At 51.9% G+C, this 14,638-nt stretch carries 14 protein-coding genes; 9 read left to right on the top strand and 5 right to left on the bottom strand.

Annotated elements, in window-relative coordinates:
* Nucleotides 1–63: 63 nt before the first annotated feature.
* Nucleotides 64–945, bottom strand: a complete 882-nt coding sequence (gnd, locus tag KNO86_RS06690) for a phosphogluconate dehydrogenase (NAD(+)-dependent, decarboxylating) (protein WP_214694376.1) — start codon at nucleotides 943–945, stop codon at nucleotides 64–66.
* Between the two features lie 139 nt (nucleotides 946–1,084).
* Nucleotides 1,085–3,544: a bifunctional diguanylate cyclase/phosphodiesterase gene (locus tag KNO86_RS06685; protein WP_214694374.1), complete on the bottom strand. Its 2,460-nt coding sequence runs from the start codon at nucleotides 3,542–3,544 to the stop codon at nucleotides 1,085–1,087.
* Between the two features lie 161 nt (nucleotides 3,545–3,705).
* On the opposite strand from KNO86_RS06685, the gene KNO86_RS06680 reads away from it, so the two are divergent.
* The 3 genes from KNO86_RS06680 (at nucleotide 3,706) to KNO86_RS06670 (ending at nucleotide 6,647) form a co-directional block, all read left to right on the top strand.
* Nucleotides 3,706–4,554 carry a MurR/RpiR family transcriptional regulator gene (locus KNO86_RS06680; RefSeq protein ID WP_214694372.1) on the top strand — a complete coding sequence of 283 codons (849 nt, stop codon included), beginning with the start codon at nucleotides 3,706–3,708 and terminating at the stop codon, nucleotides 4,552–4,554.
* A gap of 83 nt (nucleotides 4,555–4,637) precedes the next feature.
* Nucleotides 4,638–5,024 (top strand): hypothetical protein, encoded by a 387-nt coding sequence (locus tag KNO86_RS06675; RefSeq protein ID WP_214694370.1) that lies wholly within the window; start codon nucleotides 4,638–4,640, stop codon nucleotides 5,022–5,024.
* A 78-nt stretch (nucleotides 5,025–5,102) separates the two neighbouring features.
* Nucleotides 5,103–6,647: an FMN-binding glutamate synthase family protein gene (locus KNO86_RS06670; protein WP_214695116.1), complete on the top strand. Its 1,545-nt coding sequence runs from the start codon at nucleotides 5,103–5,105 to the stop codon at nucleotides 6,645–6,647.
* 5 nt (nucleotides 6,648–6,652) lie between these two features.
* Here the strand turns inward: KNO86_RS06670 and KNO86_RS06665 are convergent, their stop codons facing one another.
* Nucleotides 6,653–7,636 (bottom strand): metallophosphoesterase family protein, encoded by a 984-nt coding sequence (locus KNO86_RS06665; RefSeq protein ID WP_214694364.1) that lies wholly within the window; start codon nucleotides 7,634–7,636, stop codon nucleotides 6,653–6,655.
* A gap of 119 nt (nucleotides 7,637–7,755) precedes the next feature.
* Here KNO86_RS06665 and KNO86_RS06660 point away from each other — a divergent pair, with 119 nt between their 5' ends.
* Nucleotides 7,756–8,370, top strand: coding sequence for a flavodoxin family protein (locus KNO86_RS06660; protein ID WP_214694362.1), 615 nt, complete (start codon nucleotides 7,756–7,758; stop codon nucleotides 8,368–8,370).
* Nucleotides 8,371–8,404: 34 nt separating this feature from the next.
* Here KNO86_RS06660 and gnd (KNO86_RS06655) read toward each other — a convergent pair whose 3' ends face one another.
* Nucleotides 8,405–9,298 (bottom strand): phosphogluconate dehydrogenase (NAD(+)-dependent, decarboxylating), encoded by an 894-nt coding sequence (gnd, locus tag KNO86_RS06655; RefSeq protein WP_353047685.1) that lies wholly within the window; start codon nucleotides 9,296–9,298, stop codon nucleotides 8,405–8,407.
* Nucleotides 9,299–9,349: 51 nt separating this feature from the next.
* The gene (locus KNO86_RS06650) at nucleotides 9,350–9,562 is read right to left on the bottom strand and encodes a hypothetical protein (RefSeq protein ID WP_074036075.1); all 213 of its coding nucleotides are present in this window, start codon (nucleotides 9,560–9,562) and stop codon (nucleotides 9,350–9,352) included.
* 433 nt (nucleotides 9,563–9,995) lie between these two features.
* On the opposite strand from KNO86_RS06650, the gene KNO86_RS06645 reads away from it, so the two are divergent.
* The 5 genes from KNO86_RS06645 (at nucleotide 9,996) to KNO86_RS06625 (ending at nucleotide 14,634) form a co-directional block, all read left to right on the top strand.
* Entirely contained in the window at nucleotides 9,996–10,952 is a 957-nt protein-coding gene (locus KNO86_RS06645) for an LCP family glycopolymer transferase (RefSeq protein WP_214694358.1), read from the top strand.
* 72 nt (nucleotides 10,953–11,024) lie between these two features.
* Nucleotides 11,025–11,870: a YihY/virulence factor BrkB family protein gene (locus KNO86_RS06640; protein ID WP_214694356.1), complete on the top strand. Its 846-nt coding sequence runs from the start codon at nucleotides 11,025–11,027 to the stop codon at nucleotides 11,868–11,870.
* 104 nt (nucleotides 11,871–11,974) lie between these two features.
* On the top strand, nucleotides 11,975–12,898 hold the full coding sequence (locus KNO86_RS06635; protein WP_214694354.1) for an LCP family glycopolymer transferase: 924 nt from the start codon (nucleotides 11,975–11,977) through the stop codon (nucleotides 12,896–12,898).
* Between the two features lie 84 nt (nucleotides 12,899–12,982).
* The gene (locus KNO86_RS06630) at nucleotides 12,983–14,170 is read left to right on the top strand and encodes an alpha-amylase family glycosyl hydrolase (protein WP_214694352.1); all 1,188 of its coding nucleotides are present in this window, start codon (nucleotides 12,983–12,985) and stop codon (nucleotides 14,168–14,170) included.
* A 125-nt stretch (nucleotides 14,171–14,295) separates the two neighbouring features.
* Nucleotides 14,296–14,634: a hypothetical protein gene (locus KNO86_RS06625; protein WP_214694350.1), complete on the top strand. Its 339-nt coding sequence runs from the start codon at nucleotides 14,296–14,298 to the stop codon at nucleotides 14,632–14,634.
* Nucleotides 14,635–14,638 lie beyond the last annotated feature (4 nt).

Raw genomic sequence — 14,638 nt, 5'->3', positions numbered from 1 at the left:
TGTAACCGTTTACAGTTTTTGACAAAGGAAAAGGCCATTTCCCCGTGACCTTTTCCGCATACTTTACTTCTTAACGACCGCGTGACCACCGAACTCGTTGCGGAGCGCGGCGACGACTTTACCTGAGAACGTATCGTCTTCAAGTGAGCGGTAGCGCATCATGAGCGACAAGGCGATGACCGGTGCGGCTGCCTGAAGGTCAAGCGCCGTCTCGATCGTCCATTTGCCTTCACCTGATGAATGCATGACTCCACGGATTTCATCGAGCTTCGCATCTTTCTTGAAGGCGTTCTCCGTGAGCTCCATGAGCCAAGAGCGAACGACCGAACCGTGATTCCAGACGCGTGCGACTTGTTCGTAGTCGTAATCGAACGGGCTCTTCTCTAAGATGTCGAATCCTTCCGCGATAGCCTGCATCATCCCGTACTCGATTCCATTATGAATCATTTTCAAGAAGTGACCGCTTCCGGCAGGTCCTGTATACAGGTAGCCGTTCTCGACAGACAAGTCTTTGAAGATTGGCTCGATTGTCGGCCATGCGTCCGCGTCACCCCCGACCATCGTACAGGCACCGTTTCGTGCACCGTCTGTCCCGCCGCTCGTTCCGCAATCAAAGAACTTGATGTCCTTCTCGGCAAACTGTTCGGCGCGTGCGACCGAGAGCTTGTAGTTCGAGTTGCCACCGTCGATGACGATGTCACCCGGTTCGAGTCGCTCATATAGCTCCGCGAGTACCGCTTCCGTGACGTCTCCGGCAGGGACCATCGCCCAGATGACGCGTGGCGTCGACAACTTGCTCACGACATCTTCGAGTGTCGGCACGATTGTGAACGCGTCCGATGTGACGTCCCCGACGTCCGTCCCGACGACTGTATGTCCATGGTCACTCAAGTTGAGGGCCAAGTTGTACCCCATTTTTCCTAAACCAATCAAACCAATTTCCATATTGTCACCCCTGAAAAAGAATTTTTTTCCGTCTCTAGATTCATCATATCAAAATAAATTCGATTTACAAGTCTAATCACGGAATTTTTTTCTTTTTTCGAATATAAAAATTCGACCCCCAAGGTGGAGGTCGAATAATTTAACTCGATGATGCTTTCTTATATTGCTGGAAGAAGACGTCGATGTCTTCCGCCGGCAATGGTCGATTGTAGTAATACCCTTGCGCCTGGTTGCACGATTCGGCTTTTAGGAAAGCGACTTGATTCTCCGTCTCGACACCTTCTGCGATGACGTTCAAATCAAGCTCATGCGCCATGCGGATGATCGTTTTGACGAGGGCGGCGTCCTTCTCGTCACTTTCGATATTCTTCGTGAAGTGCTGGTCAATCTTCAGCGTATCAATCGGGAACAGCTTCAAGTAGCTGAGAGACGAGTAGCCCGTACCGAAGTCGTCGATCGAAAGGTGCACACCGAGGGCGACGAGCTCGTGCATCGTCTCGATGGCACGGTCCGCGCTCTGGATGACGCTCTCGGTCAACTCGAGTTCTAAATACTGTGCCTCGAGACCGGACGCGTCAAGGGCGCGGCTGACGACTTCCGGTAAGTCTTTTTGCGCGAACTGAATGGCCGAGATGTTGACGGCGACCCGGAACGGGGGGATGCCGGCATCTTGCCACGCTTTGTTTTGGCGACACGCCTCATTCAAGACGAACTCGCCGAGACGGTGGATGCTTCCCGTCTCTTCGGCGATCGGAATGAACTCACCAGGGGAAATCATCCCGAGTTCTGGATGGTGCCAGCGGACGAGCGCCTCCATGCCGATGATGCTCTCCGTCTCCAACTGGATTTGCGGTTGATAGTGGACGGTGAACTCGCCACGCCCGATTCCTTTTCGGAGTGCCATCGACAAGTTCGAACGACGGGACACAGATTCGTTCAATTCGTTCGTGAAGAATTGATAGCCGTTTTTCCCGTCTGCCTTCGCCCGATACATGGCGATATCGGCGTTTTTGATTAAATCCTCTGCCGTATCCCCGTCGGACGGGTGAAGACTGATTCCAATGGAAGCTCCGGTGAACACTTCCTCGTTCTCGAGTTCGAACGGTGGGTTCAAGACGTTAATCAACTCTTGCGCGCGATGGGCCGCGAGGTTACTTTTCGTATACGGTGACAAGATGATGAACTCATCTCCGCCGAGACGGGCGAGCGTGTCCGACTTTTGAATCGTCGACTGGATCCGGGTCGTCACTTGCTTCAAGAATTGGTCGCCGATCGAGTGACCGAACCGATCGTTGATGACTTTGAAGTTATCGAGGTCGATATAGTATAGGGCGAACGGTTCTTGCTGGGATTGACCGAGTAGCGCATCGAGGCGGTCGCTGAATAGACGGCGGTTCGGGAGACCGGTGAGCGGGTCCAAATAGACGAGGTCGTTGATTTGCGCCTCGATTCGTTTCCGTTCACTGATGTCACGGATGATGCTACTGAAGAAGATGCCCTTGTCCGTCTTCCATGTACCAAGTGACATCTCAATCGGGACTTCGACACCGTCTTTTCGTAAGCCGATCAGTTCGACCGTTTGACCGATGACACGTTTCTCACCCGTCTTCTCGTAACGTTGCATCCCGCGTTCGTGCGCATCACGGAAGCGTTCCGGAATGATGGCGACAATCGATTGCCCGACCATCTCCTCATACGTATATCCGAACAAGTCAGTCGCTCCTTGATTCCATTGGAGGATGACACGGGTATGGTCGGCGACGATGATGGCATCAGACGCCGATTCGATGATCGATTCAAACTTCATCTCGAGTTCTTCAGACTGTGCCTCGAGCTGTGATGCCGTCCTAAGAGAGATATACATGATCACGAACAAGGTCATGACGCTCGCTGCGATGACGTAGGCGAGAAGAGTGCTATCGACCGCATAACTGCTCATCGACTTGCTGACTCCTTCCGTCGGCGTGAAACGGGCGGCACCCATCCCAACGTAGTGCATTCCGGAAACAGCGACACCGATCAAGACCGAACTGGCGAGACGGCGCCAATGGAACCGCGAGACGTTCGGGATATAAAAGAGAATATACAGTCCGACGAGCGATGCTACATAAGCAACAAGTGCAGACGCGATCCACATGACCGGGTCATAGGTGAGGATGGCGTTCATCTGCATCGCTTCCATCCCGATGTAATGCATCGAGACGACCCCGACACTGATCAAGAATGCGCAAAAGACGAGTTGCGTCGGTCGTGTCTCCGGATGGCTGATGATCCAGAAGGCGAGACCGGAGGCGACGACGGCCGGTACGATTGACAATAAGACAATCCCGAGATGATACGTCACATCATCGTTTAGGTGAAACGCCAGCATGCCGATAAAGTGCATCGCCCAAATCCCGAGCCCGAGACTGAAGGCCCCGGCTGCGACCCAGCTGAATCGTGAGGCGTATTTCGCATATTTCAAACGACTGCTAATATCGAGGGCGACACCGGCAGCGAAGATGGCAACGGCGATGGAAAGAATGACGAGTGGTAAGTTGTGCGAGCTACTGAGGTGATGTTCGATTCGAAACAGTCCTTTCGATTTCAAATGGTACAAAGAGTGAACTAGTCAAAAAGTGCTTAATTAGAGTAGCACATGAATCAATCCCACTTCCTGTCTCCTTTTGTAAGGTGGGTCAATCTTTTAGACGAATCACACATTGCGGAATTTTTTTCGAAACGGTATCGTTAGATGAAGAAGAGAAAGGGTGATTCTTGATGGAAACGATGAACGGGACGGCCCGCATCCGTGGTGCCTATTCGACACTCAGCAAGAAAGAACAGCGTATTGCCGACTACATCTTAAAACAACCAGAACAAATCATTCATCATACGATCAATCAAGTGGCAGATGACCTTGACGTCGCCGAATCGACAGTGTTCCGCTTTTGTCAGCGCGTCGGCTTCAAAGGCTATCAGGCGCTCAAAATCGCACTCGCCTCGGATGTCGTCGCACCGCTCCAAGACATCCATGAAGACATCACGGAGGCGGACACGGCGCTTGAAATCGCGGAGAAAATTTTTTCGACGAACGGGAAGACAATCGAGTCGACGCGTCAGATTTTAGAAGGGGACTCCTTGGAGAAAACCGTTGAATTGTTCCTCGGGGCACGCCGCATCGAATTCTTCGGGAGCGGTGGGTCAGCGGTCGTCGCGTTAGACGCATACCACAAGTTCGTCCGAAGCGGGCTACAAGTGAGCGCCATCCTCGAGTCACACATGCAGCTCATGTCGGCCTCACAATTGACGACAGAAGACGTCGCCGTCGTCATCTCGCATTCCGGGGCTTCTAAGGAAACACTCGATATCGCCAAACTCCTAAAAGAGAAAGGTGTCCCGACGATCGCCATCACGAACTATGCGAAATCACCACTCTCGAAGATTGCCGACGTCTCGCTTTATACGGTGTCTCAAGAGACGGCGTTCCGTTCAGAGGCGCTCGCTTCCCGAATCGCGGAGCTCAGCTTGATCGATGCCTTGTTTACAGCTGTCATGATGCGACGTGGGGACGCGGCACGTGCGTCTCTCCAACAGATGCGTGAGGCGATTTCAATGCGCCGAATCTAGAGAAAACAGGGTTAACTTCTACAAAAAGGTGGAAATTATAAACTCTGAGGGCAAAGCGAGGCTTAGAGAGAGAAGGTGGACCGATGAACCATATTGATTTTTTATCTTCCGACCACTACAACGAGTTCAAACGGTTAGCACAGCGGCTCACGGATCCTGGCAGTACCAGTCGTGAATACTTCGCCGCACTATATGTACTTGCGGGTCATTCGCATATCCGAGAATGTTTGCTTCCTTATATTGACCTCGAAGCAGGGAAGATTCGAACCTCCACAATCATCGATGATAATACGTTCGATAAACGAGAGTTTGTTCTCGCCAAACTCGTCATTCATTTGTATAACTCAAAAGAATGGGTCCTTCCGACCGAGTTGATCGCCTTACCGGAAGAAGACTATAAACTAGCGATGCAGGCGATCACGCTTTGCCGAAATGAACAATTTGACGGGGTCACGATCCCGAGCGACTGATGACACCCTGTTCCGTTTCCGACAGGGTGTTTTTCGTTTAGTGAAAAAGGAGGAGAGACCGTGTCACTCAATACATCGATGTTGGCTATTCTGCTCATACTGTTTATCGTAGTGATGACCGGACCCCCGTTGTTACTTTTCTATTTCTGGCGACGGGACCGACACCAGCGTGAACACTCCGTCCTCCGCAACTTCCCGATTCTCGGTAAGCTTCGATACATGTTCGAGAAGATGGGACCGGAGCTTCGTCAATATTTGTTTTTGAATGACAATGAGGCAAAACCGTTCTCGCGAAACGAATATGAAGCGGCCGTCATTGCCGGGAAATATAAGTCGCGCATCATCGGCTTCGGTTCGGAGCGAGACTTTGACGCGGGTGGGTTCTATCTTCAAAACGCCCTTTATCCGACGAATCGGAACGAGCTACGGATCGACAATTCAACGAAAGTGTCGACATGGGTGTATGAACTCGATGAGGATAACCTCTTCACCCGAAAAGAGCATCTCGTCGAACGTGACATCTCTCCGTACTTATTGACAGAAGAAGACACCATCATTATCGGGAAAGAGACGTGTCGGGAGCCGTTCTACGTCCGCGGGCTCGTCGGGCAGTCAGCGATGAGCTTCGGTTCGCTCGGTGACAAGGCAATCACGGCCCTTTCCATCGGACTCGGCCGGGCGGGCGGGACATGGATGAACACGGGGGAAGGCGGTCTTTCGGACTATCATTTGAAAGGAAATGTCGACATCATCTGCCAAATCGGTCCGGCACTATTTGGTGTCCGGGATGAAGACGGGGCGTTTTCGGTGGAAGCGTTCAAACAGAAGAGTGCGCTCCCGCAAGTGAAGGCGTTCGAATTGAAACTCGCGCAAGGGGCGAAGACGCGTGGGGGACATATCGATGGCTCGAAAGTGACCGAGGAGATTGCCCGCATCCGACACGTGCGTGTCGGTGAGACGATTGACAGCCCGAACCGATTCTCCGAGTTTCAGACGCACAAGGAACTGTTGGGCTTCATCGAAAAGTTGCGTGAGATTGGTGGGAAGCCGGTCGGCATCAAGCTCGTCGTCGGCAATATACAGGACATGGAATCGCTCGTCGAAGCGATGGCGACGTCTCAAATCGTGCCAGACTTCATCACGATTGATGGGAGTGAAGGCGGAACAGGGGCGACGTATCAGGAACTCGCCGATACGGTCGGGTTGCCATTGAAGGCGGCACTCCCATACGTCCATCGCTTGTTGATCGACCACGGTCTTCGTGACCGGATCAAACTGTTCGCCTCGGGGAAACTCATCACGGCGGACAAGGTGGCGATTGCTCTCGCCCTCGGTGCCGACCTCGTCAACATCGCCCGCGGGCTCATGTTCAACGTCGGCTGCATCCAGGCGCAGGTGTGTCATACGAACCGTTGTCCGGTCGGTGTCGCGACGACCGACCCGAAACTGCAGCGTGCTCTTGTCGTCGACGAGAAGAGCTTTCGGGTCACGAACTATATCATCTCGCTTCGGGAAGGACTGTATAATATGACGGCCGCCGCAGGGGTCCGTTCCCCGACGGAACTGTCACGAGAACACGTGATTTATCAGGAGCCGGACGGGCGTGTAAGAACAATCGAATAAAACATTCACTGCGTTTTAGCAGTAGCTTTATAGCTTCTTTGAACGAACGATTCGAATAAAATAGGATTTTCTAACAACCGTTGACCACGCAAACACATTCGTCGTGGGCGCAACTTGGCGTGACTAGGGGTGACAAAATAATCATCCGGATACGTGCGAAGTACCTGACGAATGACCTCTCGAATCGAAACCGGGTCATCTTTCACCCATTGCTCATGCATCGACGGGACATTGTCGAGAATGAGTTGAATCTGGTCGTCGTTACGAATGAACGGATTCACACAGACGCGTCTGGTTTGAGCTCCTTGGAACACATGAAACGTGTGGGTGAGGGTATCGTCATCAATCGAACCGATGACATATCCCGTTTCCCATGCTTTACCGCAACCATCCCATACAGAAAAGAGGTGTCCCGGATATACGATTGTCGTATTCGATCGCTCCATCACTTCATACCGATGGTGATCCCCGAGCGCGACATAGGCAAAAACATGAGGGTGAAGTCGAGTATTCGAAAAGGCACTTGCACGCCCATGACTAAGTAGCAGGTTAGGGTGTGATGGTTCGAGCGGAGGAATGTGATTGAGGGCTTCGACTAATCCGACCTGGTTCGACGTGCAACTAACCCCGTATATGCCGACTCCTAGAGCCGGGTCGAAGCGATATCCTGGTTCGACAAAACAATGGACGTGGGTAACCGTCTCCCACACTTTCTTGTCACGATGGCGATTGACGTCATGTTCGCCAAAGACGATATAGATGGACGCACCGAGGAATGTCCATTCTTCTAAATAAGGCATAAGGTCATATGAATCACTGACCTCGATGTCTCCGGCAATCAGTACCGCAGCGATCTCGTGTTCACGAATAACTGATGCGAGTTGCTGGAGTTTGTCGCGTTGAATGTCAAAGCTAGACCGTTCCGCATGAATCGCATCTCCTGTATATCGAGCGTGATGTAGGTCGGCAATATGTAAAAAGTTTGGCATGTGGTTCAACTCCTCAACCTAGCAGTTCTGCCTCACATGAACAAAATCCTTCAAAAGGTACTAAGAAATGGAGTGAACGGGAACACGTAACTGTTGGAGATTATTCGAGGAGGGATTCCATGAAAGCTCTATTTTTGAACTGCACGTTAAAAGGTGGCGACACGACGTCGCATACAGAAGGACTGATTCGTGACATCTTGCCGCATTTTGACGCGCTTGGGGTCGAGTCGGAAATCGTTCGGATCGTCGACTATCACGTCGAGTTCGGGGTGACAGAAGATGAAGGGGACGGGGATGAATGGCCACAGATTTTTGAGAAAGTGAAAGGGGCAGACATCGTCGTCATCGGGACACCCCTTTGGCTCGGGGAGAAGAGTAGTGTCGCGACGCAAGTGGTCGAGCGGTTATACGGGGGCAGCGGCTTGACGAACAAGTCAGGTCAGGCGATCTACTACAACAAAGTCGGCGGGGTGGTCGTCACCGGGAATGAGGACGGGGCGAAACACGCATGTGCTGGTATTCTTTATGCCTTATCCCACATCGGTTTCACCGTGCCACCGAATGTCGATACGTATTGGGTCGGGGAAGCAGGACCAGGTGATTCGTATATCGATGCCGGGCGTGACAATGCGTTCACGAAGTCACACGGGAAGACGATGGCGTATAACCTCGTCCATTTCGCGCGCATGTTGAAGGTACACCCGATTCCGGCAGAAGGAAATACGATGGAGTGAAGAGTGGCCTCGGCATACGCCGAGGCCATATGGATTACTCCTTCTTCTCCACCGCATGTCCCCCGAACTCATTTCGGAGCGCGGCGACGACTTTACCGGAGAACGTGTCGTCTTGGAGCGAGCGTTGGCGCATCATGAGCGAGAGGGCGATGACCGGCGTCGGCACGTCATACTCGAGCGCCGTCTCGACCGTCCATTTGCCTTCACCCGATGCATGCATGACCCCGCGGATGTCATCGAGCTTCGCATCTTTGGAGAAGGCGCTCTCGGTCAGTTCCATGAGCCATGAACGGATGACAGAGCCGTGATTCCAGACACGGGCGACATCCTCATATTCATAGTCAAACGGGCTTTTCTCGAGCACTTCGAACCCTTCAGCGATTGCCTGCATCATGCCATACTCGATCCCGTTATGGACCATCTTCAGGAAATGACCACTCCCACTCGGACCGGCGTACAGATACCCGTTGTCGGTCGAGACGTCTTGGAACAGCTGCTCGATTTTTCCGAACGCTTCCAAATCCCCACCAATCATCGTACAGGCCCCGTTCCGTGCCCCGTCCATGCCGCCACTCGTCCCGACATCAAAGAAATAGATGAGCTTTTCTTTAAAGTGCTCAGCGCGACGCATCGACTCCTTATAGTTCGAGTTGCCCCCGTCGATGACGATGTCCCCAGGGGAGAGAGCTTCATATAAAACGTTCAACACATGTTCGGTCACGTCTCCTGCCGGTACCATCACCCAGATGACGCGTGGCGCCTTCAGTGCAGCGACGACTTCTTCTAAAGACTGTTTTGTCTCGAACTGACTCGTCGAGACGTTCCCCGGGTCATAGCCATAGACGCGATGCCCGTTGTCCGTCAAGTTCAGTGCCAAGTTCAGCCCCATCTTCCCGAGCCCGATCATTCCGATTTCCATTCGTTCCACCCCATTTGTTAGATTGGTTGTCTTAATAGGGTTACCCGAAACAATCGGGATTCAAAAGAGCGGTTTGATCGGGTCGACGCGATAAGCGAGGATACGGGACACCGGAATCATCTCACCATCCGATAATGAAATCTGTCCCGTCAATGAGTTTAAGGATTGGAGGGTCTGTTCAAATGTTTGATAGGCGTCATATTCGGAACTGCCATACACGATAAACTCACAAGTTTGTTTTTGGTCTAAAAAACACGTCACGATGAAGCGCATCGATTAATCCCCTTATTCATCAAATGGGTTACTATTACATTTATTTTAATGATTCATACATATTTTACAAAAAATAAAACAAATGAACCATTATGTTTTCTGAAAATAAGGAAAAGGAACTATGAAAAACGATAAACTTTCGACATTCTTTCCATATTGGCGCAAAAAAATGTGATCAATTTTGAAATCGTGACCAAATGTGTAGGGCTGTTGTAGGACATGCAGGCATTTCACTCGAAGGGCGTATGTTATGATGGACAGCATCTTATTAAACTTTCAAAAAGTCTTGTCGATACTAGCGATATGAGAAATCGACAACGTCCGACAAGTATTCACCTCTTTTATAAAAAAGCGGAAAACTCTGTCGATTCAGCGTGATAAAATGAAACCTGTGTCAATTATGGTCAATCGGGGATAGAAAGGTGCTTATGTCATGGAAGAGCAACAGCCTAAAAAGAGAGTCAAGAAACGTCGTCGTAAAGTGTCACCCGCGAAGCGCATCGCCATCATCGCAGGTGCTGTGATTGGAGTGTTCCTGCTCATTGGAGCCGGGATGGCCTACTATTTGTATAATCAAGTCGATTCAACAGTCGACCGTTTGAACGAATCGGCCGGGCTCAGCCCAGAACGGATGAACCAACAGACAATCTCGGATAAAAAACCGGTCTCGGTGTTACTGCTTGGGGTCGACCGTCGCGCGGACGAACAGGGACGCAGCGACTCGATCATCGTCATGACGCTCAACCCGAACTCGGATGAGAGCGCGATGCTGAGCATCCCGCGTGATACGAAGACGGAGATCGTCGGGAAAGGGACGACTGACAAGATCAACCATGCTTACGCGTTCGGCGGCGCCGAGATGGCGATGGATACGGTCGAAAACTTCCTCGGCATCCCAATCGATTATGTCGCGGAAGTCGATATGAAAGGCTTTCAGGACGCGGTCAACTTATTCGGCGGCGTCGAAGTGACGAACAAGTTCGCCTTCACGTCAGGTGAATATTCGTTCGAACCGGGGACGGTCAACCTTGACGGAGCAGAAGCGCTCGCTTATACACGGATGCGCTACGATGACCCGAGCGGAGACTTCGGTCGCCAGGAACGTCAACGTGACGTCATTACGGCGCTCGTCAATAAAGGAACGGATAGCTTCTCGATCGCACGATTCAACAACATGCTCGACGTCCTCGGCAACAATGCCAAGACGAACGTGACGTTCAAAGACATTCGAACGCTCTCGAGCGACTACATGACGGCTTTCAAAAACCAAAGCGTTCTTCGTCTTGAAGGCAGCGGCGGCAAAGAGAGCGACGGCATCTACTATTGGAACCCGGACGAGGCATCACTCGACGAAGTGAAGTCGTACCTCGGACAATTGATGGAACAATGACAGCGGCACTCGATTCGGATGAATCGGGTGCTTTCCTTTGTGGCATAATAAAAAGAAAAAGGAGTGACGGCCGTGCTCGATCGACTGACCCGACTCGCCATCGATGTGAGACATCGCTTCAAGGACCATCATATTAACGACTATAGCGCCACGCTCGCCTTCTTTTGGTTTCTCGCCATCTTCCCGATGTTCTTCGTGCTGTTCGCCGTCATGGCGTGGTTCAAGATCGATCAGGCGTTATTGATCGAACAGATCGAGACGCTCGTGCCGGGGTCGAGCGTGCGGGAATTGTTGTCGATCGTCTACGACGTCAGTGGCAACTTGAATAGCGGGCTCGTGTCGGTCAGTGCTATCATCGCCTTTTGGTCGGCCTCGAACGGGACGGCCCGTCTCGTCAAACTGACCGTCTTCGCTTATGGGGAGACAGAGGCGCGCGGATATGTGTGGCGCCGACTGATCGGCTTGATGACAATCCTTGCCGGCAGTATCGGTGCCGTCATCCTCATCGTCTTCCACGTCTTCGGACAGGAGTTCCTCGATTTATTGTATGCGCTCTATCCTCAGGTCGAGGAGTTCGATCGTCTCTCGACGCTCACGCGTTATACGATCTCGACAATCATCTTGATTTTTGCGTTCTCGTTTTTCTATAAAATTGCCCCACAACAACGTGTCCGATTTATCGAGACATTACCGGGTGCCATTTTCGCCGTCATCTCCTGGCAACTCATCTCGACAGGCTATAGCGTCTATGTCGAGCGGTTCTCGATCCTTGGGGATACGTACGGCACGATCGGGGTCGTCATCCTGCTTCAAATCTGGCTCTATTTGACGGCGGCGACGATGCTCATCGGGGCGGAAATCAATGCCGCCTGGCCACAGCATATGCACCGGACCCCGATGAAGACTCATTTCCCATAAGAATTGGAAAGAAATGATTAGCATTTTTTGGAGACATGCTATAATCCAATGTGGAGCTCGGGAAAAGAAATACAAACTGGACTTATGAAAGAAGGTGGCCCGATATGGCAAAACATCAGAAGAAATCAAAGTGGAAATGGATCCTTGGCATCACAGCGGGCGTACTGACACTTATGCTTGTCGCAGGCGGCTTGTTCGTCTGGTCGATGGTCGACGAGGTCAATGACACGGTGACAAAAGTAAATGATAACTTACAGATCAGTCCGGAACGAAAACAAGTCGAGACGATTGAAGAGAAGCGCTCGGTGTCCGTGCTGTTACTCGGGATCGACAGACGGGGCACGGAACAAGGGCGAAGTGACTCGATCATCGTCCTGACGATGAACCCGGATACGAACGAAGGGGCGATCCTCAGCATCCCGCGTGACACGAAGACGGAGATCGTCGGTCGTGGCTATCGCGATAAGATCAACCACGCCTATGCGTTCGGCGGTGCCGAGATGGCGATGGACACGGTTGAGAACTTTTTAGATATCCCGATTGATTACGTCGTCGAGGCGGACATGGAGGCGTTCACGGAAGTCGTCGATGCGCTCGGCGGGATCACCGTCATGAACAAGTTCGCCTTCAGCTCGGACGGCTATTCGTTCCCGGTCGGTGAAGTGACGCTCGACGGAGAGAAGGCGCTCGCCTATACACGGATGCGCTATGACGACCCGAACGGGGACTTCGGTCGCCAAGAACGACAGCGCGATGTCGTCTCGGCCATCATCGAGAAGGGGCGCACGGACTTCTCGCTTGAGAAAGTGACGAACCTATTAGACGTCGTCGGCAACCGGGCGAAGACGAACATCGAGTTCAAGGAACTTGTGACGCTCTCGACCGACTATATGGGTGCGTTCCGCAACGCAAGCACGCTCCGCATCGAAGGCGGCGGGGGACTCGAGTCGGACGGCATCTATTATTGGAACCCGGAACCGGCGTCACTCGACGGGATCCAGACCGAACTGAAGCGCTTGATGGAATAAGTCGTCCGATTAGGGCGGCTTTTTTTGTTTTGAAATCGGTGAGAAGTGAAAAAAGGTAGAGAGACAGGAGAAGGAGGGAAACGTATGGATTGGCAACAGATTGAACCGATTCTGAATAAATGGGGTGGCGATGAACAGGCGTGGCATCGTCTATTTGACAAGTGGGAAAGTCACGGCTGGCATGATCACGAAGCGCCGAGCGAGAAGACGAACGTTCTACTTGTCGATGCGAGTCTCGTCACGACGGACGGGAAGCCTGATATGGGGGCACTTCATGACGTCCTAGCTAAGCATGTCGCGGGTACAATCAGCGACTTGCATCTCGTTTCGCTCTTTCCTTACATTGGGCGCCAGACGGACACGGCGGTCGACCCACGCATCCGGTTGTATGAGGACTTAGGGGAGTTAAGCGACGACTTTCAACTCATGTACGAACTCGACCCGGTCGCATACAACGTCGAACAGTTCGACGTACTCTCGGAGACGGACGCACTCATCGAGCGGCTCGCCTATGGGGCGACAAAAATCAGAGTCCATGCCCAGTCGTTCCGAGGGATGACACGTGAAGAAGTACAGGACGTACTCAACCTGTGGCATATCGTCTTGCATCACTATAAGCCGAACGGGCAGCTCATTCTCGCTGAGGACGCGCTCGATGAAGCAGAGCCGTATCTCGATGTCGTGGACGCCGTCTGTCACTTCGATCTAGCAAGTCACGTGACGCTCGCACTCGCGCAAGGGAAGGCGACGCGACTGACCGAATGGGCGCGAAAGATGACGGCACCGCCTGAAGGGAAGACGTACTTCCATTTCTTGTCGAGCGCCGAGCGCGACCCATTCGAGAAGAATCTATTGGACAATCATGAGCCGATGCTCCTAGCGGCCCATAGTATCTTGTTCTCGCTTCAAGGGATTCCGTCTGTTGACTATCGGACGCTATTCGGGGTGAGCGGACCAACGGACGAGGAAGAACTCGTCCAATCGCTGAAGAAAGACGAGACACGACTGAATCGCTTCTCGGGGATCATAGGTCAGCTCAACGTGAAACGGACAGAGCCGGCATTGTCACCCTATGCGACCCAACGGATCATAGACGTCGACCCGCACGTGTTCGCCGTCGAGCGGGAAGAGAAAGGGCGTACGGTGCGTCTCTATACGAACGTGAGTGAGAGCGAAGTTGAATTGGATGTTCAAGGAACGAACCTGTTCACGGGGGAACGAATTGAGAAAATCACATTGTCTCCGTATAGTTATGTATGGGTACGCGAATAGGTCTTTTGAATCAATAATGAATTTTCGTTCATAGGTGTATTGACTCATATGATGAATAGGCGGAAAATGGAAGAGTAGGAAGTTTGTACACATCAATAGTCAGTCATCAAAGGAGCGGATTTCCAATGGATTCATCTTTCTTTCTCATGATGTTTCGGTTGACGATGCAATCATTTCTATACTGGATGATCGCGATTTTATTCTTAGCTTTTGGCACATACCTCATCTTCTACCTGTTGGATCGAGAGCGTGCGAACGTGTATCGGACGTGGTGGCGGATTAGTTTCTACGCGGCCTTCCTCGGTTTCACGGTACTTGGGTATGTGTGGGAGAAATTCATGATGGTCGATGTATGGAAATTTATTGTAGTCGCCTTGCTCGTCGTGGTCATCGACTTCGGGCTCATGTCAAGAAAAGGAAAGATGAATCAAAAAAATCAGCTGACGGAAGAACAATCGTTCTGACGCC

Source organism: Exiguobacterium sp. s160, from assembly GCF_018617575.1.
Lineage (GTDB): Bacteria > Bacillota > Bacilli > Exiguobacteriales > Exiguobacteriaceae > Exiguobacterium > Exiguobacterium aestuarii_A.
The sequence above is the reverse complement of the archived record's forward strand: the minus strand, read 5'-3'. Positions and strand labels throughout refer to the sequence as shown.